The sequence below is a fragment of the Planktothrix sp. PCC 11201 genome (assembly GCF_900009135.1).
GTDB lineage: Bacteria > Cyanobacteriota > Cyanobacteriia > Cyanobacteriales > Microcoleaceae > Planktothrix.
In genome coordinates, this window is sequence record NZ_LT797711.1 from 555,996 (window position 1) to 579,255 (window position 23,260).

Annotated in this window: 23 protein-coding genes; 12 read left to right on the top strand and 11 right to left on the bottom strand. The window is 40.6% G+C overall.

Going from position 1 to position 23,260, the window contains the following annotated elements; translation table 11 throughout:
• Positions 1-58: 58 nt before the first annotated feature.
• The 8 genes from PL11201_RS24655 to PL11201_RS24690 form a co-directional block, all read right to left on the bottom strand.
• Positions 59-1,297 carry an RNA-guided endonuclease InsQ/TnpB family protein gene (locus PL11201_RS24655; protein WP_079681481.1) on the bottom strand — a complete coding sequence of 413 codons (1,239 nt, stop codon included), beginning with the start codon at positions 1,295-1,297 and terminating at the stop codon, positions 59-61.
• 723 nt (positions 1,298-2,020) lie between these two features.
• A complete protein-coding gene (locus tag PL11201_RS24660) occupies positions 2,021-3,139 on the bottom strand; it encodes a CHASE4 domain-containing protein (protein WP_079681482.1) in 1,119 nt (372 codons plus the stop codon).
• Positions 3,140-3,456: 317 nt separating this feature from the next.
• Positions 3,457-3,894 (bottom strand): DUF4079 domain-containing protein, encoded by a 438-nt coding sequence (locus PL11201_RS24665; protein ID WP_079681478.1) that lies wholly within the window; start codon positions 3,892-3,894, stop codon positions 3,457-3,459.
• A gap of 20 nt (positions 3,895-3,914) precedes the next feature.
• The gene (locus PL11201_RS24670) at positions 3,915-4,367 is read right to left on the bottom strand and encodes an SRPBCC family protein (RefSeq protein ID WP_079681479.1); all 453 of its coding nucleotides are present in this window, start codon (positions 4,365-4,367) and stop codon (positions 3,915-3,917) included.
• Positions 4,368-4,740: 373 nt separating this feature from the next.
• Positions 4,741-6,210 (bottom strand): 9,9'-di-cis-zeta-carotene desaturase, encoded by a 1,470-nt coding sequence (gene zds / locus PL11201_RS24675; protein WP_079681480.1) that lies wholly within the window; start codon positions 6,208-6,210, stop codon positions 4,741-4,743.
• 87 nt (positions 6,211-6,297) lie between these two features.
• On the bottom strand, positions 6,298-7,536 hold the full coding sequence (locus tag PL11201_RS24680) for an RNA-guided endonuclease InsQ/TnpB family protein (RefSeq protein ID WP_079681481.1): 1,239 nt from the start codon (positions 7,534-7,536) through the stop codon (positions 6,298-6,300).
• 382 nt (positions 7,537-7,918) lie between these two features.
• Positions 7,919-8,107: a hypothetical protein gene (locus tag PL11201_RS24685; protein WP_079681483.1), complete on the bottom strand. Its 189-nt coding sequence runs from the start codon at positions 8,105-8,107 to the stop codon at positions 7,919-7,921.
• A gap of 176 nt (positions 8,108-8,283) precedes the next feature.
• The gene (locus tag PL11201_RS24690) at positions 8,284-9,432 is read right to left on the bottom strand and encodes a coiled-coil domain-containing protein (RefSeq protein WP_234996831.1); all 1,149 of its coding nucleotides are present in this window, start codon (positions 9,430-9,432) and stop codon (positions 8,284-8,286) included.
• A gap of 507 nt (positions 9,433-9,939) precedes the next feature.
• On the opposite strand from PL11201_RS24690, the gene PL11201_RS24695 reads away from it, so the two are divergent.
• From PL11201_RS24695 to PL11201_RS24730, 7 genes are all read left to right on the top strand, one after another.
• On the top strand, positions 9,940-10,584 hold the full coding sequence (locus PL11201_RS24695; RefSeq protein WP_079681484.1) for a bifunctional 4-hydroxy-2-oxoglutarate aldolase/2-dehydro-3-deoxy-phosphogluconate aldolase: 645 nt from the start codon (positions 9,940-9,942) through the stop codon (positions 10,582-10,584).
• A gap of 460 nt (positions 10,585-11,044) precedes the next feature.
• The gene (locus PL11201_RS24700; protein ID WP_234996843.1) at positions 11,045-11,497 is read left to right on the top strand and encodes a L,D-transpeptidase; all 453 of its coding nucleotides are present in this window, start codon (positions 11,045-11,047) and stop codon (positions 11,495-11,497) included.
• A 2-nt stretch (positions 11,498-11,499) separates the two neighbouring features.
• Positions 11,500-12,186: a metallophosphoesterase gene (locus PL11201_RS24705; RefSeq protein ID WP_079681485.1), complete on the top strand. Its 687-nt coding sequence runs from the start codon at positions 11,500-11,502 to the stop codon at positions 12,184-12,186.
• A gap of 248 nt (positions 12,187-12,434) precedes the next feature.
• Positions 12,435-12,758 (top strand): hypothetical protein, encoded by a 324-nt coding sequence (locus tag PL11201_RS24715; RefSeq protein WP_079681486.1) that lies wholly within the window; start codon positions 12,435-12,437, stop codon positions 12,756-12,758.
• Positions 12,759-13,004: 246 nt separating this feature from the next.
• Positions 13,005-13,124 carry a DUF4926 domain-containing protein gene (locus tag PL11201_RS24720; protein ID WP_234996832.1) on the top strand — a complete coding sequence of 40 codons (120 nt, stop codon included), beginning with the start codon at positions 13,005-13,007 and terminating at the stop codon, positions 13,122-13,124.
• A 76-nt stretch (positions 13,125-13,200) separates the two neighbouring features.
• Positions 13,201-13,440 (top strand): hypothetical protein, encoded by a 240-nt coding sequence (locus tag PL11201_RS24725; RefSeq protein ID WP_026796027.1) that lies wholly within the window; start codon positions 13,201-13,203, stop codon positions 13,438-13,440.
• Entirely contained in the window at positions 13,437-13,850 is a 414-nt protein-coding gene (locus tag PL11201_RS24730) for a putative toxin-antitoxin system toxin component, PIN family (protein ID WP_026796026.1), read from the top strand. The genes PL11201_RS24725 and PL11201_RS24730 overlap by 4 nt, the downstream gene beginning before the upstream one ends.
• Positions 13,851-14,163: 313 nt before the next feature.
• Here the strand turns inward: PL11201_RS24730 and PL11201_RS24735 are convergent, their stop codons facing one another.
• Positions 14,164-14,451: a hypothetical protein gene (locus PL11201_RS24735; RefSeq protein WP_079681488.1), complete on the bottom strand. Its 288-nt coding sequence runs from the start codon at positions 14,449-14,451 to the stop codon at positions 14,164-14,166.
• A gap of 408 nt (positions 14,452-14,859) precedes the next feature.
• On the opposite strand from PL11201_RS24735, the gene PL11201_RS24740 reads away from it, so the two are divergent.
• Positions 14,860-15,945: a metallophosphoesterase family protein gene (locus PL11201_RS24740; RefSeq protein WP_079681489.1), complete on the top strand. Its 1,086-nt coding sequence runs from the start codon at positions 14,860-14,862 to the stop codon at positions 15,943-15,945.
• A gap of 110 nt (positions 15,946-16,055) precedes the next feature.
• Here PL11201_RS24740 and PL11201_RS24745 read toward each other — a convergent pair whose 3' ends face one another.
• Positions 16,056-16,655 (bottom strand): hypothetical protein, encoded by a 600-nt coding sequence (locus PL11201_RS24745; RefSeq protein ID WP_079681490.1) that lies wholly within the window; start codon positions 16,653-16,655, stop codon positions 16,056-16,058.
• Positions 16,656-16,699: 44 nt separating this feature from the next.
• A complete protein-coding gene (locus tag PL11201_RS24750) occupies positions 16,700-17,956 on the bottom strand; it encodes an FIST signal transduction protein (RefSeq protein ID WP_079681626.1) in 1,257 nt (418 codons plus the stop codon).
• 306 nt (positions 17,957-18,262) lie between these two features.
• Here PL11201_RS24750 and PL11201_RS24755 point away from each other — a divergent pair, with 306 nt between their 5' ends.
• From PL11201_RS24755 to PL11201_RS24770, 4 genes are all read left to right on the top strand, one after another.
• Positions 18,263-18,484: a Calvin cycle protein CP12 gene (locus PL11201_RS24755; RefSeq protein WP_079681491.1), complete on the top strand. Its 222-nt coding sequence runs from the start codon at positions 18,263-18,265 to the stop codon at positions 18,482-18,484.
• Positions 18,485-18,592: 108 nt separating this feature from the next.
• Positions 18,593-19,213, top strand: a complete 621-nt coding sequence (locus PL11201_RS24760; protein WP_079681492.1) for a DUF3177 family protein — start codon at positions 18,593-18,595, stop codon at positions 19,211-19,213.
• A 313-nt stretch (positions 19,214-19,526) separates the two neighbouring features.
• Positions 19,527-21,257, top strand: coding sequence for a diflavin flavoprotein (locus tag PL11201_RS24765; protein WP_079681493.1), 1,731 nt, complete (start codon positions 19,527-19,529; stop codon positions 21,255-21,257).
• A 171-nt stretch (positions 21,258-21,428) separates the two neighbouring features.
• A complete protein-coding gene (locus tag PL11201_RS24770) occupies positions 21,429-23,153 on the top strand; it encodes a diflavin flavoprotein (protein WP_079681494.1) in 1,725 nt (574 codons plus the stop codon).
• Positions 23,154-23,260 lie beyond the last annotated feature (107 nt).

The following is a 23,260-nucleotide window of genomic DNA, read 5'->3' on the forward strand; positions in this document are numbered from 1 at the left end:
TGTTTACATATTTTGACATACTCCCCACCGCCGAAGCGGGGGGATTCTTATTCATGGCTCATCGAAGTTCGCTTACTGTATCAAATTGCTGATCAACAGCAGCGGCGATCTTCTCCCCATGCTTTTGCTCGAACGAGCCAGATCCGTCATGCCCTGACGTACTGTGTTTATTCCACTCAACACCAAGAATATTCAATCCTTTGTGCAAGATGTTTAGAGCCGCGTTTGTATCGCGACAAATCTCAATCTTGCAGTTAGGACATGAATGAGTTCTAGTGCTCAGAGACTTCTGCACTCGTTGACCGCAATTAGAGCAATCTTGGGATGTGTAGTTAGGCGATACTGCCACAACCACCTTATCCCAAATCTTGCCGTAGTAGTCTAGCCATTGAGTGTACTGATACCAACCAGCATCAGAAATAGACTTAGCCAAGTGGTGATTCTTGACCATGTTCGCTATCTTTAAATCTTCATAGACCACGATATCGTTAGATATCACTACGTTTCGAGCTTGTTTAATTGCCCAATCTTTCCGTTGGCGTTGGATTTTAAGATGGATTTTACCTAGTCTTTTCCGAGCTTTGTGATAGTTCTTTGATTGGGGTTTAGCACCCTTGACAAATTTCTTACTCAATCGTCTTTGAGCCTTCTTGAGTCGCTTTTCGGCTTTTCTCAAGAACTGCGGATATATTACGGCATTGTCATTTTGGTCTTTAGTGAAAAATTTTAGACCTAGATCCAATCCGACAAGATTGCCTGAATACTCCCCTTGCTCTTTGCGATTAGCATCAAAACAGAACTGAGCATAATACCCATCTGCTCTGCGTACAATCCGCACTCGATTAATTTTTAGCCTATGCAAGTCTTCCTGAGTTTCATGGTTGCAAAATATCGACAATGTTCCAATCTCAAAGCCATCGGTGAACGTGATTGACCGACAATCATCCGATAGCTTCCATCCTGAAACCTTGTACTCAACAGAGCGACAATGTTTTTTAAACTTGGGAAAACCTTTTTTACCTACACCCTTTTTGCATCGGGTATAGAAGTTGGAGATAGCAGCCCAAGCACGTTCAGCACTGGCTTGTCTAGCGGCTGAGTTGAGCTTTTTAGCAAAGTCAAACAATGTGGCTAAGTCTTTGCATATACTGTACAGATCAGCTTTACTCGCGCCTTGATTATCCATCCAATAGCGAACGGCTTTGTTCCGAATGAACTGTGCTGTTCGGATGGCTTCATCAATGGCAGAATATTGCTCTACTGTACCGTGTTTTAGCTTGGCTTCTCTAACTATCATAGCTCGATGATAGCATAGTTTTATCCACAAAAACTCAGATAAAATAACTTTAAGGAAGAAGTACCATTTTTAGCGCATACGGCGACTAAAGCCGCCCCATCGCTCCCTTGGTTTAGTCGCAGCCGAGTTCATCCCTAGCATTGAAAGCAGGGCGTTTTCATTTTCCAAAATGCGATCGCTATCTTCAAAAAAAATCATCAAGTTTTCCGGTCAAATTACCTCTAATTTTAATCAGATAAGTTAGAAATATTAAGAATGAACAATTTTGATATTTATTGACAGCAAAAAATAGCCATTGTCTTGATTGATAAGACTTTATGGCTATTTATTATTAAATGTTTTTGATTTTTTTTAAGAAAATAGTTTTAAAAACTCAATTAATTTAAGCGATCACTTAAATCTTTTCCCAATTATTTCCCAACCATGACTGTCCCTCTTTTATTGAACTAAAACCCAAACTTCTGTATATATTCAAAACTATAGTCAACACCACCCATAATTCATGTCTTTTACCCCGATTTTTCCGAAAATCCTTGACTAACTTCAGTTGTTCAATTATACTGTTTAACATGACTTTTTTAAAATTAAATAAAAGTGATCTATTTTTAATTTTACCGAAAGAAGATCACTTTTATTTTCTTTTTTACACCCGACAATGAAAACGCCCTGGGGGGTTAGGGGGGATCTCTTTCGGGGCGGGTTTAGATCAATTATTTGTGGGTTTCAAAGGGTNTAGCGTTGCTCACTTTCTTGACCTTGAACTTGGGCATCTGCTAGGGCTTGCAACATTCCATTAATCGCTTCAGCTAAACTCGATAATTCATCCTGACCCGTCGCCTCAATTCTTAAACTCAAATTTCCCGTTTCCCTAATTTCATTCACAGAATTATTCAGATGGGTGAGTCGAGAAAGCACTAATTTTTCTAACAATAATAGGGTGATGCCTCCAAAAATCAACCCAACCCCTAATAAAAATAAGGTGAAATAGGCTAAAGTCGTCTGACCTTGTTGATAAATAGGACGGCGAACTTGAACCTGTAACAGTAATTTGGGTTCCCCATAAATATCTGCTATAGTGGCGGAGGCGATCGCTGTTTCTACATTCAAAGATTGCAACTGAATAGCTTTAGGATCAATAATGGTTTCAGGATAGGGTTGAAGTTGCGGCGATAATAGAATCGGACTACTGGCTATTTCCTCAACAATAGGATTCAAACTCAAAGACTGTTGGCTAATTTCCTGCAATCTTTGAATTTCTGAGGGGTCAAGATAACGTCCTAAAATCAAGACTCCTCGGCTTGGCCCCGATGCGGAACTGGTCAAAATCGGTCGTGAAACAATCAGTAATGGACTTTCTGGTAAAACAATGATTCCTTGAAGGGCAACAGGGGTTAAATCGGGTTGTTTGAGACTGGCTAAAAGGGGACGATTTAAGGCAAGATGGGGGGAAAGACTCGGGGGAATCGGTGTTTCCTGATGGCGTTGGGAATCAAATCCTTTACTGAAAACAATTTCACCTTGAGAATTAATCAGAATCAATAAATTGAGTCGCAGGTCGGCAAAGGTAGTATCAACTAAATTAGAAGCAATATATTGATAATTGCGAGCGTCAATAAAGCTATAGGTGTCATCCCATTTCGCTTGATCCTGAGCAATTAAGTCCAAACTATCTAAATCATCATTAATCGCATTTAAAGCCTGAATAATATCTTGACGGACATACTGACTTTCTAATTGACTAAAATCATGTACTAGCAACAAGGAGGCACTAATATACATTGCCACGATTAACCCAATCAGGGCAGCACCAATAATGATCAGTGTTTTTTTTCGCAATTTCATGGCGTGTGACCTTAAACGTGCTATTTGGCAGTAAACGAGGTTGTATTTGCACCCACTTTCTCAGAACAATGATTCTGTACAACCACCAGATGTACCCAATCGGCAGTTACAATCCTTGCAATTGCTAAATGGGAATCCTACTTCCATCAATTCTATACCTATTCTATCTTGCTTTTTGAAGTTCGTAGAGATAGGTCATTGGGGGTCTAAACAGAGGTTAAGGTTAAGAATAGTATTTTACTCCCGATTTGATTGAGTTGTGTTGAAAAACTATAGTTTTAATCTATTGATCACCAGATTTGGTATTAATAATTAACTTAAGGTAAATATTTCTGAACAATCACCCACCCGGACAAAGAAACCGCAGTAAAAGCAAAAAATAAGCCCATATTTAGGCTAAGATGAAGGGGGCGCGCCCAGGGATTTTTGGGATTAATTTGGGTAGCACTCCCAGCCGACCCTAATACTAAACCTACTACAATTAATCCGGCGGCTAGATGAATTGAATGTCCTAAATTCCCGTAATATCCGAGAGTTCCCACTAAACCAACGGTTAGTAAAATTAAGACTAAACCCACCATCCCCCCACCGATCAGGTAATGAAAAGTTCTGAGTCCGTTAGGTCGAGGTTGTTTCCTTGTGCGGGAATATAGCATCCATCCTCCGGTCATTGCTAACAATACATAAGCGAAGATAGAAAATCCCATCGACCAAGCTGCAATTTTCCATAACCATAAAAAGGAGGGTAAATTCATAATAAGGATTTTAACGGAAGTTAATTTGAAGAACTACTATAGAATTCTATGGCATAATCTCTAAATCGTTCTAAATCTTTTTGAATAGTTGACTCCACTACTCCACCCAAAAATAAATTATCCATCAATTGTCCTAAAATCCCTGGAATAGCATAAGAAATCGTTAATTTAACAATACTACTCCCATGGCGATCATAAAACCTAATTGCCCCCCGATTCGGTAAACCATCTACTGATTCCCATTGAATAATTTGATTAGGAATTTGTTTTAAAATCCGCGATAACCAACTAAATTCAAAATTACCTGTTGCTAATTTCCAACGAGATAAATCAGGATTATCCTCTAAAATTTTAACCGAATCAATCCATTTCATCCAACGGGGCATATGTTCTAAATCTGACCATAAACTCCAAGAGACATCAATGGGAACCGGAACTTCAACTTGGACACTATGTTCTAACCAATCAGCCATAATATTTACAAAGTTACAAAGATTTTACCTAATTGAATTTATCCGTTTTAATATACTCAATTATTGTTTAATTATATCAATATCTACTCAAATAAGCTACAGGGATTATTTTAGCGTCCGCACTCACTGGGATTATTTTATCGAGCTTATATGAAATCTAATTATAAACGCTACAGACGATCCCCCCTAGCCCTCCTGTAGAGACGTTGCATACAACGTCTCTACAGGAGGAATGTGTAGAAAATATTTACAGATTTCATATTACATCGGTTTGGGCAAGTCAGCGAGAACGCTGACACTGCAATATTTATCCCAAATAATTATTAGTCAAAAATATAATTTCTCGACTAATAATTATTTATGAAATTCTCAATTATCCAGCAACAACAGGGGAAGGTTTCAGATCGGAAAAGTTGGTTTCTAAGATAGCCTTAGCCGCCTGTCTTCCTGAAATAGTTGCCCCTTCCATACTATCAATATAATCCTGTTGCGTGTAACTTCCAGCTAAAAAGAAATTAGCAACCGGAGTTTTTTGAGCCGGACGGTAAGCGTCCATTCCCGGGGATTCTCGATACAAAGATTGAGCTAATTTAACCACACTATACCAAGTCATATTCAGTTCCCGTGAACTGGGAAATAAATTCTGAACTTGTTTAAGAACGTGTTGGGCAATTTCTTCATTATTTTGTTTAATAAAAGGATCACCCGGGGTTAAAACTAACTGTAATAAAGATCCCTGTCCCTCTCGATAATAGTCGGCCGGACTTGATAATGCTAAATCAGAAAAACAGGAAAAATCCGCATCGGCTGTATATAATAAATTATTAATTCCCGCCGCTTCTTTAAGTTGTTGACGTTTTTGGGGATCATTTAATTCCGTCACCCAACCATCAAAACGCAGTTGTACCGTTGCTACGGGAACCGCTTCTAATTTATAAATATTGTCAAACTCCGGCCATTTTCGCCAAGCAGGGGGAATCATTTTTTGTACCCCCGGAATATCCCCGGCAAAAACATAGGCATCGGCAATAATTGTTTCCTCGGTTTCTCCGTTTGCTACTACCATTCCCGTCACATAGGTTTTACCTTCTATTTCCTGAAATTGTATTTCTCTAACTCGACGGCGGGTATGAATTTTCACGCCCCTTTGTTCCAAATAATTCACAATGGGTTTATGTAAATATTCCGCCGGAGATCCTGCCAACATTCGCAACATAGATGCCTCTGTTTTGGTGGCAAAAAATAGGAAAATCGTTAACATACACCGAGCGGAAATATTCTCAGTATCAATAAATCCCAAGGCATAGGCAATCGGGTTCCACATCCGTTTTAAACTACCCTCAGAACCCCCATGACTGCGAAACCAGTCCGCAAAACTCACCCTATCTAACTCGCGGATAGTCCTCATCGCCCCCTCAAAGTCTACCAACCCTCGGACAATGGGGCTAGTACCCAAAGCGATCGCATTTTGCAGTTTATCAATTACCGAGAGTTGGGAGGTGGTGAAAAATGCCTTCAACCCGTGAAAGGGAGCCCCGGTAAGGAAGCGAAAGTCCAAACTTCCCGTTTTTCCCCCGGTATTAACAAAAATGTGGGTATGGTCTTTTAACAGAAGGTTGTCAATCGCCCCCACCTTCCGCATCAGTTCAAATAAGTTATAGTAGCAGCCAAAAAAGACGTGCAACCCCATTTCAATATGGTTGCCGTCGGGGTCTATCCAACTGCTGACTTTACCCCCGACAAAGGGACGGGATTCAAAAATCTCTACTTCGTGTCCGGCATCCACTAGGCCAATTGCCGTAGCCATGCCCGCTAAACCTGCTCCTGCGATCGCAACCCGCATTTTTTAGACTGCCCTTTACCTTAAGCGTTTGTTTACATATTTTGACATACTCCCCACCGCCGAAGCGGGGGGATTCTTATTCATGGCTCATCGAAGTTCGCTTACTGTATCAAATTGCTGATCAACAGCAGCGGCGATCTTCTCCCCATGCTTTTGCTCGAACGAGCCAGATCCGTCATGCCCTGACGTACTGTGTTTATTCCACTCAACACCAAGAATATTCAATCCTTTGTGCAAGATGTTTAGAGCCGCGTTTGTATCGCGACAAATCTCAATCTTGCAGTTAGGACATGAATGAGTTCTAGTGCTCAGAGACTTCTGCACTCGTTGACCGCAATTAGAGCAATCTTGGGATGTGTAGTTAGGCGATACTGCCACAACCACCTTATCCCAAATCTTGCCGTAGTAGTCTAGCCATTGAGTGTACTGATACCAACCAGCATCAGAAATAGACTTAGCCAAGTGGTGATTCTTGACCATGTTCGCTATCTTTAAATCTTCATAGACCACGATATCGTTAGATATCACTACGTTTCGAGCTTGTTTAATTGCCCAATCTTTCCGTTGGCGTTGGATTTTAAGATGGATTTTACCTAGTCTTTTCCGAGCTTTGTGATAGTTCTTTGATTGGGGTTTAGCACCCTTGACAAATTTCTTACTCAATCGTCTTTGAGCCTTCTTGAGTCGCTTTTCGGCTTTTCTCAAGAACTGCGGATATATTACGGCATTGTCATTTTGGTCTTTAGTGAAAAATTTTAGACCTAGATCCAATCCGACAAGATTGCCTGAATACTCCCCTTGCTCTTTGCGATTAGCATCAAAACAGAACTGAGCATAATACCCATCTGCTCTGCGTACAATCCGCACTCGATTAATTTTTAGCCTATGCAAGTCTTCCTGAGTTTCATGGTTGCAAAATATCGACAATGTTCCAATCTCAAAGCCATCGGTGAACGTGATTGACCGACAATCATCCGATAGCTTCCATCCTGAAACCTTGTACTCAACAGAGCGACAATGTTTTTTAAACTTGGGAAAACCTTTTTTACCTACACCCTTTTTGCATCGGGTATAGAAGTTGGAGATAGCAGCCCAAGCACGTTCAGCACTGGCTTGTCTAGCGGCTGAGTTGAGCTTTTTAGCAAAGTCAAACAATGTGGCTAAGTCTTTGCATATACTGTACAGATCAGCTTTACTCGCGCCTTGATTATCCATCCAATAGCGAACGGCTTTGTTCCGAATGAACTGTGCTGTTCGGATGGCTTCATCAATGGCAGAATATTGCTCTACTGTACCGTGTTTTAGCTTGGCTTCTCTAACTATCATAGCTCGATGATAGCATAGTTTTATCCACAAAAACTCAGATAAAATAACTTTAAGGAAGAAGTACCATTTTTAGCGCATACGGCGACTAAAGCCGCCCCATCGCTCCCTTGGTTTAGTCGCAGCCGAGTTCATCCCTAGCATTGAAAGCAGGGCGTTTTCATTTTCCAAAATGCGATCGCTATCTTCAAAAAAAATCATCAAGTTTTCCGGTCAAATTACCTCTAATTTTAATCAGATAAGTTAGAAATATTAAGAATGAACAATTTTGATATTTATTGACAGCAAAAAATAGCCATTGTCTTGATTGATAAGACTTTATGGCTATTTATTATTAAATGTTTTTGATTTTTTTTAAGAAAATAGTTTTAAAAACTCAATTAATTTAAGCGATCGCTAAAATCTTTTCCCAATTATTTCCCAACCATGACTGTCCCTCTTTTATTGAACTAAAACCCAAACTTCTGTATATATTCAAAACTAATGTCAACACCACCCATAATTCATGTCTTTTACCCCGATTTTTCCGAAAATCCTTGACTAACTTCAGTTGTTCAATTATACTGTTTAACATGACTTTTTTAAAATTAAATAAAAGTGATCTATTTTTAATTTTACCGAAAGAAGATCACTTTTATTTTCTTTTTTACACCCGACAATGAAAACGCCCTGGGGGGTTAGGGGGGATCTCTTTCGGGGCGGGTTTAGATCAATTATTTGTGGGTTTCAAAGGTTAACTCGAACCCGCCCCTACAGACCCTTGGTTTGTGTTTGATTAGACTGTTTAACTTTCTCCATATCTTTATAGGCGGCTTGAGGTTTTTCATAACATTCTGTCGGTCGATTTCCTTGGACACCAGATTCATTTAAAGCGGTAAAAATTGCCTCGGCATTTTCTTTGGTTGTCTGTTCATCAATTAAGATTTCACTAAAGGTATTAATTGAAACTGAATTAGCGCCAAATTCGGCTTCAGGGCTAATCACCGTTACCACTTCATCTCCAGCAACATTTTTAACTTTTACTACAAAAGCATTGCGTTGATCTGAACCTTCGTAAACTGCATCGGATTCAGGATCAAGAAGACGATATCCTAAGGATTCTAAAACATCAACCACACGGTCGGCAATTTCCACCCGCAGTTGAGATCCTAAAATTGATAATTTCGCCTGTTCTACAATTTCTCCTAATATTGGTTGTTGGGCTAAAATTTGATCACTCAACTGTTTTATCTGTTCGGTTGTTAGGGTTTCTGATTGGGTTTGGAGTTGAGTTTCTAATTGTTTTAGCTCTTGTTCATATTCGGTTAAGCGACCATTTACCCAATAATCGACTTCTAATTTAAAGGTTTCTGTTTCATCTCCCTGTCCCACTTCTACCTCACAGTTTCGATTTGCTTGTACCTCTGTGATTAGACTTTTTAAATCTTCTAAAGCTGCCTGATAAAGTAATAGCCATTCTTGCTCTTTTTGTTCTAATTCTAAGCGTAAATCCGCTAATTCTAAATAGGTTTGTTGGGTCGTTGCGATCGCAGCTTCCATCACCCCATTTTGAATATTAGTGCGGGCTAATTCCAATCCCTGATGCAATTGCGCTAACCGTCCCGGGGCAAACTTCTGATGTTGATAATCTCGATCAATTTGTTGCCAAATCGCTTCTACATCTGCTAACAAATCTTGGGCTAATTGAGATTTTTGTTGATGTTCCTGTTTTAACTCATTGACAACGTGATCAATTTGTTGTTGTAGAATTACTTGCCCTTGCTGGCGTTCATTGCGTTCTTCTATGATTAATTGAGTGAATTTTTGATCCTGTTCGGTAATTAAACGGGTATATTCCTGACGTTGTTGTTGGGTAATTTGTAAATATTCCTGACGCTGTTCTTTAAACCCTTGACGCATTGCAGTTTCTAAACGGTTGGTTTCCTGTTGTAGCGCCTGTTGTTGACGTTTTTCCGAGTCTCGGACTGCGGTTTGAAATTCCTGACGCTGTTGCTGTAAGCGCTTTTGGGTATTTTGTTCTAAATCTGCTAAACTACTTTTTAAACGTTGGCTTTCCTGTTCCTGTCGTTGGGCGCGCTGTTCGAGGGGTGCAAAACGTTGCTGGAACTCTTGTCGCGCCTGTTCTCGAACTGCATTTAACCGTTCTGGGAGATCCTTTTGTACAGAACGTAGACGACTTTCGGTGTTCTTTCAGACGTCGCAATTCCTGTTCTTCAACACTCACATATCGCCGTTTTTCGCCACTCATGGTTTTGCCCCCGTTTGGCTAAGATTGTTTCAGTTTTCTGATTTTAACATGGATTTTTAAGTTTGATAGCTAGGAATAGGAAATAAATAATATCTTAAATCTGCTATAATAAAACTGGTAATATTGTTAATCAATTTTAAGGATATTTTAATTTAAAAGTGACTTCTGAACTTTGGTTATCTGGGTTAAAAAAATATCGAGCGATCGCCGTTATTCGCGCTCGTCAAAGGCAACTAGGAAAACAAATGGCACAGGCAACCGCCGCCGGAGGCATGGGGTTAATTGAAATTACTTGGAATAGTGACCAAGCCCCGGAATTAATTGCGGAATTACGGTCTGAATTGCCTGAATGTTTGATCGGCACTGGCACATTATTCACCATTGAAGATGTGCAGAAGGCGATCGCAGCCGGGGCGCAATTCCTATTTTCTCCCCATACCAACCCTGATATGATTCAGGTGGCAAAACAAGCGGAAATTCCGATAATTCCTGGGGCATTATCCCCGACGGAAATCATCACCGCCTGGCAAGCCGGGGCTAGTTGTGTTAAGGTATTTCCTGTTTCCTCGGTCGGGGGTGTAGATTATATTAGAAGTATTAAAGGGCCGATGGGAAATATCCCCCTAATTCCCACCGGAGGGGTAACTTTAAATAATGCCGTTGAGTTTATTCAAGCGGGAGCGATCGCGGTGGGACTCGCCGGAGATTTATTTCCACCAGATTTAATTGCCCAACAAAATTGGCAAGCGATCGCTCAAAAAACTCAAACCCTCCTACAACAGTTCTCCGAAATTTCCCCTTGAATGGGTGAAGGAATAGACAACAACAGAATACAATTTGAGGTATCGCAGTATTCAAGATCACTTGTAGGGGGACGGCGCGCCCAAAGTCCGTCAACTTAAGCCGAAAACCCGTGATTACAGCCGAGATTAGATCCCCCTAAATCCCCCTTAAAAATGGGGACTTTGAACTCTAATTCCCCCCTTTCCAAGGGGGGCTAGGGGGGATCATTGACTTGGGATCAGATCAGCGTGAATTCGGGTTTGAGCGCCTACTTTTCGCCGTAAGTTGACACCGATGGGCGCGCCGTCCCCCTACGATCAATTGGATGTCTATACTTGCTAAGTCAAACCCAAGGAGTCGAGTATGAAAACTTTAAACCCCTTAATTAAAACCCGATCTGGTTTCAAGTTTAATCCGGTCAAACGACCCCATTTTCCCAGAACAAAATCAAGTTTTTGGGGAATGATAGCCAGCGCGACAATGTTAACATTAATCACCGGATTCTCCCCAGGAAATTTAGCGATCGCCAATGAACAACACAACCTAATTGCGCGTAATATGATGGAATTACAGCAATCTTCTGAACGTTGGATTTTAATTGATCTATCTCGACAACGCTTAATAGCTTGGGAGGGAAATAAACCTGTTTATGCGGTAATTGTTTCTACGGGAAAAGCGGACACCCCCACCCGCACCGGAGTCTTTAAAGTCTATACCAAATACGAAACTACCCGCATGACCGGCCCGGATTATGATGTTCCCGATGTTCCCTACACGATGTACTACGACGGGGGTATGGCCATTCATGGAGCCTATTGGCATAATCTATTTGGTACACCCGTTTCCCACGGTTGTACCAATGTTGCTGTCAATCATGCCAAATGGTTATTTGAGTGGGCATCGGTGGGAACCCCCGTTATTGTACATAACTAACTATGCGAATTATTGCTATTGCCGATATTCATGGCTGTTCAATGGCTTGGGATACTCTCCTATCTATGATTAAGCTCCAAGGGGATGATTTAATCATTACCCTAGGGGATTATGTGGATCGAGGGCCAGATTCTAACGGGGTACTGGAAAGATTAATTACCCTGCACAAAACCGGACAGTTAGTCGCCCTGCGGGGAAACCACGAAATCCTGATGTTAGAGGCGCGTCACTCTCCCCAACAGTTCGATGCTTGGTTTAAATGGGGGGGTGATCAAACCTTAGCCTCCTATCCTACCACCGGAAAAAAACCTAAGTTAGAAACCATTCCCGCCCACCATTGGGAATTTCTGGAAAACCTGTGTGTGAACTATTGGGAAACGGAACACCATTTTTTTGTTCATGGCAATGTTGACTCCCAACTTCCCTTAAATCAACAACCCACAGAACAATTATTTGGGGCAAAATTTCATCATGCAAAACCCCATATTTCGGGAAAAACGATGGTTTGTGGTCATACCCGTCAAACCAGTGGTAAACCTGTTAATTTAGGCTATGCCATTTGTATTGATACTTGGGTTTATGGACAAGGTTGGTTAACAGGTTTAGATATTAATAGTGGTAAAATTTGGCAAGCCAATCAAATCGGTCATTTTCGGACAGGTTGGATTGATGAATTCAAGCCGATTTAATCGGGTGAACAGCGTTATCGGTAACATTGCCTTGTACGTTCTGGTTTTTGGATAAGGGAAAGGCGAAAACCCATCGGAAGGAAAAGGTATTATTTATTGATGGACGGCATATTTTTGGAAGAATTGAATGAGGAGTTGGAAATTTTAAATGGGGAGGCGAGGGAATTAGAGGAACGAATTGCTGAGAATGTTATAATGTTACTTGAAGGAAAGCTCTAAATAAAAAATTAGCAGGAAATATAGAAAAAATGATTTTATCTCAGATTTCACTTTCTATAGGTGATGTTACTGATATCATTCAGACGATTGTAATAGTTGTGTCTCTAATTTATGTAGCTATCCAAGTGAGGGAGAGTACAAGAGCAACTAAAGGCGCAACTTATCAATCAATTATCACTGCTTTTGCTGAGATTGAATCCCGCATTAGCCAGGATGCAGAAGTAGCAAAAATATATAGGTTGGGACAGGCAAGTAGCGACAAATTCAACGAAACACAATTGGCTAGATTTAATGAGCTTATGTCTAGCTTTTTCAATTTATACGAGAATTTATATTACCAATATAATAACTAAGTTATTAGAAGAAGAATTATGGGCTGGCTGGGGTCAAAATATACGAGATCATTTGGCACAGCCGGGAGTGGCTGCTTGGTGGAAATCGAAAAGTTATCTTTATGCTAAGAGCTTTCGTGAATATATCAACTCAGGAAAATGCCCTAGAAATTAAATTTGACAATATAAGAACCTTTGGCAGTACGCTGTGGGAGAAGGTAATTACAAGGAATGGAAAAGTGGATTCATAAATAAAACTATTCGATAGTGTACAAACCGAATATTTTTGAGGTAGAATATAGTGATTTAAACGGTCGGGCTTATGCTATAGAGACTTTGAACGCTAATCAATTAATGCTTTTGCATGATCAGAGGTTGTCAGAATAAATTTTAGTTGAATTTTGAGGTTTGTTAAAAGGACAGTAAAATAAAATTTTCAGCATTTAATTAAGAGGAACTATTTATGAATGCTTATAAAGCTTACATCACGATAGAAGACCCGAAACAGGTGATTTTATCAGATTTACCTTTTCAACCCGGACAGCGAGTAGAGGTGATTATTTTAGCAGAAGAAAATCCCCGTGCAGAAATGAGTCAAAAGTTGCGAGAATTATTTGATCGCACCCAAGCTTTGCCAGGGGTAGAAGATATTACGGAAGAAGAAATTACCGCAGAAATTGAAGCTTATCGTAGAGGGGAATGAAAGTTATTATTGATACCAATGTCTTAGTATCTGCTGTTCTAAAAGGACGCAATCCGAGGATTGTGATTCAGTTTGTGGCTGATCATCCTAATTATGAATGGATTATATCACCAGAGATTTTAACTGAATACAAAGAAGTTTTAAATCGTCCTAAGTTTCCTTTAACGGAAGAAATACGGACAGAGTGGTTAACTTTTATAGAGCAATTTACTACAGTTTTAGAAGTAAATGTTGAGGTAGATTTTCCTAGAGATAGAAAAGATGCTAAGTTTCTCGCTTGTGCTGTGGCGGCTAAGGCGGATTTTTTGATTACAGGAGATAGAGATTTAACTGAAGTAAAAACCTGGGAAGATACTAAAATTATTTCAGTTTCTTTGTTTAAGCGGTTGGTAGTTGATGCTAGTTCTTGAAAGTTAATGAGGGATCAAACACAGATTGATTCTCTTTATTATAAGCGCGCTCGCGTAGCTTGCCGGGGGCATATCGCCCTTCTGTCTGAACCAGATTAATGCGCTATATATAGCGTCCTTGCGTAAGTCCTGTTAAACAAAAATTTCGATGCTTGGTTTAAATGGGGGGGTGATCAAACCTTGCCATTTGTATTGATACTTGGGTTTATGGACAAGGTTGGTTAACAGGTTTAGATATTAATAGTGGTCAAATTTGGCAAGCAAATCAAATCGGTCATTTTCGGACAGGTTGGATTGATGAATTCAAACCAATTTAATCGGATGAACAACTTTCGGTGATTCCCCGCAGAGAATCCATCAGACTGCTGTATTCCGAAGGATTGAGTACCCCCGAACTATAAAACTGAGCCAGACAGCTATTAATGGCATTAAACGCTGACTTCCGTTCTAACCAGGATTTTCCTTTCTGGAGCGCTTCTTCTGCGGAGGCATAGTCTTCGTCGGAGGTCAAATATTCGCCATAGGGGAGAATAATTTGCCATTTCCAGCGATGGCGAAGACTGAGGGTGGAGATTAACAAGCCGTAATAGTTTTTGTGCATCGATAATACTGCTGAAAATCCTTAACAATTATTTAACTATTGTATTACATTTCTTAAATAATTTTAACTTTTGTTAGAGTTACATTAAGAAATGAGTACATATACGGATTGTATACCTCCAAAAATCCGTTTCTTATGTATTGAAAAGTACAAATACCCGCCTTTTTTAGCCGCTGCAATTTTATCCGTAAAAATAAAAATATCTGACCGTTCGGGGAGAGGATAATGAAGTAATGTTAAAATTATTAATATTCTTTAAAAAATGGGATTAATTTCGCTATATTCTTTTAGTAAAGAGATCAAAGTTCATCCAATTTAACAAAATGATGGACATTTAATTATACCTTAATTTTGTCAATTATTGCGTCGAGTAATACCTTTTTTGTCAGCCCTTTTGCCGATTTACTTATGAACTTAAATTTTAAATTTGCCATTGTCAGTGATTTGCATATTGCCTTGCCTGAAACAATATGGGATCATCCCCACCGTTTCCATTTAGTGGAAGTTAGCATCCCGGCTTTAGAATTGGCATTAGACCATTTAGGGGAATTAGATTTAGATTTTCTACTCTTACCCGGGGATTTAACTCAACATGGAGAACGGGAAAATCATCAATGGTTAAGTCAACGATTAAGCCAACTGCCCTATCCAGTTTATGTGATTCCTGGAAATCATGATTTTCCAGCATTAGAAAGCCATAAAAATTCCATTGGATTGAGGGAATTTCCCCAATATTATCGAGCTTTTGGCTATGAAAATCACCAAGGTTTAGATTATACCAGGGAAATTTTACCCGGGTTACAATTAATTGGGTTAAATTCCAATAATTTTGATGATCATGGCAATCAAATAGGCTGTTTACAATCGGAACAGTTAGAGTGGTTAGAACAGGTATTATCTCAAGTCAAAAATCAATTAGTTTTCGTGATGATTCATCATAATGTGATTGAACATTTACCCGGACAAGCGACGAATCCTTTAGGGCGACGATATATGTTAGAAAATGCTCCGCGTTTTTTAGAAATTTTAAAACAGGCGGGGGTGCAGTTAGTTTTTACCGGACATTTGCACGTTCAAGATATTGCCGAATGGCAAGGAATTTATGATATTACTACGGGATCATTAGTCAGTTATCCCCATCCCTATCGCGTGATTCATGTTCATACCAATACTCAGGGAAAACCCGTTTTAAAGATAGAATCCCATCGAATTACCGCCGTTGAAGATTGGCCAGATTTACCATTAAAATCCCGGGAATGGATGGCGGAGCGTTCTTTTCCTTTTATGATGAAACTATTGACCAATCCCCCGTTAAAATTAACCCCTCAAGAAGCAGAAAAAATAGTTCCCCATCTGCGTTATTTTTGGGCGGATATTGCCAACGGAGATACGCAATTCAATTTTGAACTGTTTCCGCCCTCTGTGCGTCGTTATTTTGAAGAATTTAGTGCTACAGATCAGATTGATAATTTTGCTCAGTTAGTTTTATCTTAATTTATGGGAGACAAAGGAGTCTAAAACTAAAACCTAAAGGGTAAACTCTTTTCTTCCCCATTCCCCATTCCCCATTCCCCATTCCCAATTCCCCATTCCCTTCTCTGCGATTAAACATCAAAATAATCCCCAATATTACCGCTTTTTTCCAAGAGTTTTTCCAAGGTATCAAATTGAAACCAGAAGACTAAATTTCGATCTTGTAAAACCTGAATAACTCCCATTAAAGCAATTGAATATTTAGGAGATAAATTCCCTAATAATATCTGTCTTAGCTCTCCCTCTTTGTATTTAGGAATCATATAGGTAATTCCATATTCACATAGGGTACTAATCACTCCCATGATGCCATTATAAAAAATATTTCCCACTTCACTAAAAATGGCTTTTTCAAACGCTTCTTTATCTAATTTGCGCCGATCTTCACTTTCAATCAAATCAATTAATATTGTTGCAGTTTGTTTAGGAAATATCAGTTGAGTATTCCCTTGAAACTCTCCTGTAAATACCATTTCTACAGCTTTTAGTCCCTTGAAACTCACCTGTTTTTCCAACTGCATCGGTAACTGTTGCGGGGGGAATAAATCCACAGATAGTAACTTCAACTTGATCGGCGATCGAGAGATCATTTCTAACATAATATCTGCCCGCTCAATGCCGACTGTAAACAATTGTGTCAAAACCGAAAGCCGTTGTGAATCTTCCTGCATAAACTTCAAACACCGAGTTTTTACAAAGATCGAATCGATATTAATTAATAATTTTTTTGCCTAAAAATGCCAAAAACCGAGGTATAACCGTGTAGAAACGTGGCATTTCCCACAGGGCCAATTTCACCATTGCAAAAAAAGCCACTCAAGGGAATATTAAAATACCGTCGGAACAGTCGGGAGTCAAAATTCGCTTCTCCATAAAGTCCTTCTCCCCGTCCTAAACAGGAAAACATCAATGATCCGGCATTTGTGACTCCTTGGGGAAAGGAAGAAGCCTGTCGTTGATAACATTCTATTAATAATTCTAAATCTTCCGCCGAAGTACGAGCATCTCTGAGGTGAAATTGAATCCGTTGTCCGGGACGAACCCGATCGCCAATGGCAATCGCCCCAGCCCGGGGATCAACCCCAATTAAATTCCGAATTAAAAAATCCCCAGGTTCTAATTTCTGTTTAAATTCATCCCGCACCACCCCAACAAACAACGAATGTTGAGCCAGTTGTCGATCTTCTTCGCTTAATTGCTGTACCAGATCTTGCAATGCTTCTAAGGGAGATAGGCGCACAGAAACGGCAGAAGTGGTTTCCAGGGGGGAATCTTCCGATGGCGTTTCCACTTCCAAGACAATATTGCGTTCAGCCTGGGTGACGCGGTAGGGATGACCAATGGGGCGACAACCCTGGGCAACAATAGTTTCAATCACAATATTGCCATACAACGCCATGCCTACAATTTCTTCAGAGTGACGCTTGGAACCGGAAAATACCCCCGTTCCCCCTCCCATGGCTCCAGTGCTGGCTAGGCCTCCAACTTTTACCGAACCCGGGTAGGCATAATCCAAGCCTTGTAAAAAATCATTAATTTGACCAAAGTAGGGATCAACTAACAGGATAAATTGCGGCTGATCTTCAGGTTTGACACCAATTAACTCCACCCACCGATCCGGGGAACTATCCAAATCAGGCAAATCATCAGCAGATAAGTGAAACGGATGAATTTCAACACCAGGTAAATGGGCTAAGGTGAGACTCAGAGCGGGTTCTCCCTCAATTTCCTCCGCCTGGTAATCGGAATTCATGCCAATCACACCCCCGGCACCACAACCAATCAGGGTGGGAAGCTTGAGATGTTCTTGGAGTAAGGGCATCAGTCGGGAATATTCACTACTAAAGGCTGAGGAAATAAAGACTAAGCCCAGGTCTGGAGAAGCTCGTAAGGCATCTTGAGCAATTTCCACAACTTCCTTCACCGCCGCTTCTAAGGAAGGACGTTGAGATAAAGCACTGACCCAGCGCATAGGTTTAGTTGTCGATTCCGCCATCTTCGCCCTCCCTCAATAGTCTGCTCTCTTGTGCTAAGATAACAGATTGTGTGGAAATACAGCAGATGCAATGTTTGATCAATTGCGAATTTGGAAGCCCACACTACATCAAAATTGTCAGTGTAGGTAGTTCACACTTGAAACTTATGTATTACAGTAAGAAGGAAATCCAAACTTTAGCGGCATAGCCGGACAAAAAGGACAAAGTGGGTAACCCTTACTCAATGTTCTCAAGTGGGATTAGAACCTGTACTTATGTAGATTAGATTAAACGCAAGGTTTATGAACAATATCAACGAACTCATCGAGAAAGAACTAGAGGAAGCCCGCACAGTCTGTGACGTCAGCGGCGCTACCTCTAAAGAATGTGCAGCAGCTTGGGATGCGGTGGAAGAATTACAAGCGGAAGCTTCACACCAAAAACAAGAAAAACCCAAAAGCTCTTTTGAAGTTTATTGCAGCGATAACCCCGATGCGGCTGAATGTCGGCTTTATGAAGACTAATAGGTTCCTTTTTAGGCTGTTTAGTTTCTGTTAATTGATAAGCAACTGAGAGTTAACTCAAGTTAACCCAGTTGCTTAATTTTTCTTTATTGGATTTAATAATTTAGGATGTTCAATTGTTTACTAGCCGTCGAATCTTCTTGGTTACAACCGTTGGTCTGGACGGACTATAGGCTGGCGGTTATATTTGCACTGATTATTCCCTTGGTGATCTTTGTTTGGGCTTTTGTTCAGAAAGCTGAAGCCATTCAACACTTAATGATCACCTATTTGCGGGTTGCTAGTTTGTTGATCATTAGTTTGTATTTAATGGTTGCTGCCCTCCCGATTGGTTTTCTGACGTTGCTGATGGCGCGGGTTTTAATTCCGATTTCCCTCTGGTTTTGGGTGGATCTGAATGAGGAAGTTTCAGAAATGCCCAATTCCGGTCTGAAGTCACTCTTTACTTCTTGGCGTTGGGCGGCGACGGTTTATAACCTTTTGGGTGCGATCGCTTTAATTCCGGTTTTACACTGTGGATTTTCCCAAAGTCAAAAAGATCTAATCGCGGATGCAACTTGCCGGATTTGGCTAGATCCTCCCTGGTTATATCGACAAACGTTCAGTCCCAATTTAACCCCCCAATTTTTAGGCTTTTTTGCCTTAGTCGGTTTGGCAGTTTATATTCTTTATTTGGGTTATTTTGTATTTTTTAAGTTAGGAAAACAGGGACGTTCCGCAATGGGATAAAAAAGAGAGAGTCGCCTTGGCAACTCTCCCTACCATCAGGGTGCATCTACATACCACAATATAACTTTTATTGGGTGAGGGGTCAAGCCCCCTATTTAAAGATTGTGTAAAAATTTGTTAGCAATTGTTAAGGTTTTGTAAAGATGGGAGCCGAAAAAGCCAGGGGAGCGAGGACACTCGCCAACCGTCAACAGCTTTACTTTTGTAAATCTTAACTAGGTGATAGGTTTTTTAATAAATCTTTACCATTAATCCGTGCCACAATAGAATAACAACTTAAAAAGTTATAACCAATTATCTAGGGAGGTCATGAATGGTAGCCCTCACTGATCGTGTAAAACAAAATCGTTTAACAATTGAAGTTCAAGAGATTGCTGCTGATACCACTGCTATTCGTTCCCTGGACTGGGATCGGGAAAGATTTGATATAGAATTTGGCCTGCAAAACGGCACAACCTATAATTCATTTATCATTCGAGGGGAAAAAACCGCCCTCGTTGACACATCCCATGCCAAATTCCGGCAACTGTATTTGGATACACTCAAGGGATTAATTAATCCTGCGGATATTGACTATTTAATTATTAGTCATACCGAACCCGATCACAGTGGCTTAGTCAAAGATATCTTAGAACTTGCACCTAACGCTACGGTTGTCGGGTCGAAGGTAGCAATTCAATTTTTAGAAAATTTAACCCATACGCCCTTTGAACGCAAATTAGTTAAAAATGGCGATACCTTAGATTTAGGAAATGATCATGTTTTAGAATTTGTCTCCGCCCCGAATTTACATTGGCCGGATACAATTTTTAGCTTTGATCGGAAAAGCCAAACCTTATTTACTTGCGATGCGTTTGGAATGCACTATTGTTCCGATCAAACCTACGATGAAAACTTAGCAGCACTTGAACCGGATTTTCACTTTTATTATGAGTGTTTAATGGCTCCTAATGCCCGTTCGGTAATTAATGCGATGAAACGCATGGAACCTTTAGGAGAAATTACCACGATTGCTACAGGACACGGCCCGTTATTACGGCATAATTTAGAAGAATTAAAAGGACGTTATTGGAAATGGAGTCACGAACAAACTAAATCTGAAACTGCTGTGGCGGTGTTTTATTTCTCCGACTATGGCTATAGCGATCGCCTCTCCCAAGCCATCGCCCACGGAATTACAAAAACCGGTGTTGCTGTCGAAATGATGGATTTACGCACGGCTGAAGCGACAGAAGTGCGGGAATTAGTGATGGGTTCTGCGGGATTTATTATCGGAATGCCCCCGATTTCTGGCCTGGGTTCGGAACTCGCAGGAGAAACCATTAACACCATTATTGCATCCGCCCATAACAAACAATCCTACGGTTTATATGAGTCGGGAGGGGGAAATGATCTCTCATTATATCCCTTGCAAGTTAAACTCAATGACGCTGGATTAAAGCAAGCCTTTCCTTCGATTCGGATTACGGAAACTCCCCATGACACCACCTATCAAACCTGCGATGAAGCGGGAACAGATATCGGACAATGGTTGAGTCGAGATAAAACCGTTAAGCAGATGAAATCCCTGGATACCAACTTAGATAAAGCCCTGGGACGCCTAAGCGGTGGATTGTATATTATTACGGCTCAAAAAGGAGAAGTTAGTAGTGCGATGTTAGCCTCCTGGGTGAATCAAGCGAGTTTTCAACCATTAGGATTAACCATTGCAGTTGCTAAGGATCGAGCCATTGAAGCGTTAATGCAGGTTGATGATAAATTTGTGCTTAACATTTTAGCAGAAAATAATTATCAAAAACTGATGAGACACTTCTTAAAACGATTTACCCCTGGTGCGGATCGGTTTGCTGGAATTAATACCCAAACCGCTAATAATGGCAGTCCAATTCTAACAGAATCCTTAGCTTATTTAGAATGTCAAGTCCAAAGTCGGATGGAGTTAAGTGATCATTGGATTGTTTACGCCACCGTTGATAATGGACGAGTCAGTGATCCAGAAGTGCTCCCGGCGGTTCACCATCGCAAAGTCGGAAATCATTATTAACCTTGATTATTAACCTTGATTAGATCCCCCCTAACCCCGCCAAAAAGGAGGGAATCGGAGTCTTAAAGTCCCATTCAAAAGTGGGAAACAAAGTCTCAAAGTCCCCCTTAATAATGGGATTTAGGGGGATCGATACTTAGGAACAATCAAAACTTTTTTTAATCCAAGATTATGCCTAATCAAAAACCACGGGATGTTCAAGTTTTTTTAATTGGAAATAACACAAAAGTCGTGCGATCGCGCACTTGGGATCGGTTAAAATTTGAAGTTGAATATTCCCTCCAACGGGGAACAACGGCGAACAGTTATATTATTGAAGCCGATCAAACTGCAATTATTGATCCCCCCGGAGAATCCTTTACCCAAAATTATATTGAAGCGTTACAAACTCGCGGGAATTTGGAACAGTTGGATTATATTATTTTGGGTCACTTTAATGCTAATCGAGGTGCGACATTAAAGGCTTTATTGGCATTATCACCTAATGTAACATTCGTTTGTTCAAATCCGGCTGCTTTAGCCCTACGAGAATATTTTGAAAACAAAAACTTAAAAATTTTAACCATCAAAGGAGAAGAAACCTTAGATTTAGGTCAAGGTCATCAATTACAGTTTGTTTTAACTCCTACTCCTCGCTGGCCTGATTCCCTTTTAACCTATGATCAAGCCACGGAAATTTTATTCTCCGATAAGCTATTTGGGGCGCACGTTTGTGGCGATCAAGTCTTTGATGAGGGCTGGTCAGTTTATAGCGATGATCGACGGTTTTATTATGACTGTCTTCATGCAGCCCAAGCCAAACAAGTTATTTCTATCCTCGATAAAATCAAGGAATTACCCCCGATTAAATTCTATGCAACCGGTCATGGGCCGTTAGTTAAACATGGCAAAACCGAACTAACAAATTTATATCGAGATTGGAGTGAAAAACAGAAATCTCAAGACTTAACTGTAGCATTATTATATGCCTCAGCCTATGGAAATACCGCAACAGTAGCCCAAGCGATCGCCAAAGGATTAACAAAGTCCGATATCGCCGTAGAATTAATTAATTGTGAATACGCTAAATCCTCAGAAATTCAAGAATCCCTAGAAAAATGTGATGGATTTATTATTGGTTCTCCCACATTAGGAGGTCATGCTCCCACTCAAATTCAAACCGCTTTAGGAGTGATTCTAAATACAGCTTCGACGAATAAATTAGCCGGAGTATTTGGTTCCTATGGATGGAGTGGAGAAGCAATTGACTTGTTAGAAAGTCGCTTAAAAGATGCGGGTTATAGATTTGGTTTTGAACCCATCCGAGTGAAATTTGCCCCGACGGATATCACCCTCCAAACCTGCAAAGAGGCCGCAATTGATTTTGCTCAAACCCTCAAACGCACCCAAAAACGCCGGGCATTTCGGCCTACGGCGACTTCTGCGGGGGCCGATCGCACCGCCCAGGCCTTGGGGCGTGTGGTGGGTTCCTTGTGTGTCGTCTCCGGGCGTCGGGGGGAGATGTACAGCGCCATGTTAGCGTCCTGGGTGTCCCAGGCGACCTTTAACCCTCCGGGGTTTACCGTGGCGGTAGCCAAGGATCGGGCCTTGGAACCCTTAACTCATATTGGCGATCGCTTTGTTCTAAATATTTTGCAGGAAGGAAAACAACTGCGAAAACATTTTCTCAAGCGATTTGAACCAGGAGAAAATCGGTTTGTTGACTTAGAAACGGAAGAAACATCGAGTGGTTGTTTAATCTTAAAAGATGCCTTAGCCTATCTCGATTGTGAGGTTAAAAATCGGATGGAATGTGGCGATCATTGGGTAATTTATGCCACGGTTCATCAGGGTCAGGTGTTGAATCCAGAGGGGGTTACGGCGGTTCATTATCGGAAGACAGGAACCCAGTATTAATTAGTTAAAATTGGGTTGATCAACATCTCTATAGAAACCCTGTTTCTTACCCCTATTCCTGATCAAAAGGGAATAGGGAATAGGGAATAGGGAATAGGGAATAGGGA

What these genes read in the sequence shown, in the direction of transcription:
- PL11201_RS24680 (WP_079681481.1), bottom strand. Translation starts at nt 7,536, where the DNA reads ATGATAGTTAGAGAAGCCAAGCTAAAACACGGTACAGTAGAGCAATAT.
- PL11201_RS24760 (WP_079681492.1), top strand. Translation starts at nt 18,593, where the DNA reads ATGTTCAATTGTTTACTAGCCGTCGAATCTTCTTGGTTACAACCGTTG.
- PL11201_RS24735 (WP_079681488.1), bottom strand. Translation starts at nt 14,451, where the DNA reads ATGCACAAAAACTATTACGGCTTGTTAATCTCCACCCTCAGTCTTCGC.
- PL11201_RS24730 (WP_026796026.1), top strand. Translation starts at nt 13,437, where the DNA reads ATGAAAGTTATTATTGATACCAATGTCTTAGTATCTGCTGTTCTAAAA.
- PL11201_RS24705 (WP_079681485.1), top strand. Translation starts at nt 11,500, where the DNA reads ATGCGAATTATTGCTATTGCCGATATTCATGGCTGTTCAATGGCTTGG.
- PL11201_RS24665 (WP_079681478.1), bottom strand. Translation starts at nt 3,894, where the DNA reads ATGAATTTACCCTCCTTTTTATGGTTATGGAAAATTGCAGCTTGGTCG.
- PL11201_RS24745 (WP_079681490.1), bottom strand. Translation starts at nt 16,655, where the DNA reads ATGCAGGAAGATTCACAACGGCTTTCGGTTTTGACACAATTGTTTACA.
- PL11201_RS24725 (WP_026796027.1), top strand. Translation starts at nt 13,201, where the DNA reads ATGAATGCTTATAAAGCTTACATCACGATAGAAGACCCGAAACAGGTG.
- PL11201_RS24740 (WP_079681489.1), top strand. Translation starts at nt 14,860, where the DNA reads ATGAACTTAAATTTTAAATTTGCCATTGTCAGTGATTTGCATATTGCC.
- PL11201_RS24700 (WP_234996843.1), top strand. Translation starts at nt 11,045, where the DNA reads ATGTTAACATTAATCACCGGATTCTCCCCAGGAAATTTAGCGATCGCC.
- PL11201_RS24685 (WP_079681483.1), bottom strand. Translation starts at nt 8,107, where the DNA reads ATGTTAAACAGTATAATTGAACAACTGAAGTTAGTCAAGGATTTTCGG.
- PL11201_RS24670 (WP_079681479.1), bottom strand. Translation starts at nt 4,367, where the DNA reads ATGGCTGATTGGTTAGAACATAGTGTCCAAGTTGAAGTTCCGGTTCCC.
- PL11201_RS24770 (WP_079681494.1), top strand. Translation starts at nt 21,429, where the DNA reads ATGCCTAATCAAAAACCACGGGATGTTCAAGTTTTTTTAATTGGAAAT.
- PL11201_RS24765 (WP_079681493.1), top strand. Translation starts at nt 19,527, where the DNA reads ATGGTAGCCCTCACTGATCGTGTAAAACAAAATCGTTTAACAATTGAA.
- PL11201_RS24750 (WP_079681626.1), bottom strand. Translation starts at nt 17,956, where the DNA reads ATGCGCTGGGTCAGTGCTTTATCTCAACGTCCTTCCTTAGAAGCGGCG.
- PL11201_RS24715 (WP_079681486.1), top strand. Translation starts at nt 12,435, where the DNA reads ATGATTTTATCTCAGATTTCACTTTCTATAGGTGATGTTACTGATATC.
- PL11201_RS24690 (WP_234996831.1), bottom strand. Translation starts at nt 9,432, where the DNA reads ATGCGTCAAGGGTTTAAAGAACAGCGTCAGGAATATTTACAAATTACC.
- zds (WP_079681480.1), bottom strand. Translation starts at nt 6,210, where the DNA reads ATGCGGGTTGCGATCGCAGGAGCAGGTTTAGCGGGCATGGCTACGGCA.
- PL11201_RS24655 (WP_079681481.1), bottom strand. Translation starts at nt 1,297, where the DNA reads ATGATAGTTAGAGAAGCCAAGCTAAAACACGGTACAGTAGAGCAATAT.
- PL11201_RS24755 (WP_079681491.1), top strand. Translation starts at nt 18,263, where the DNA reads ATGAACAATATCAACGAACTCATCGAGAAAGAACTAGAGGAAGCCCGC.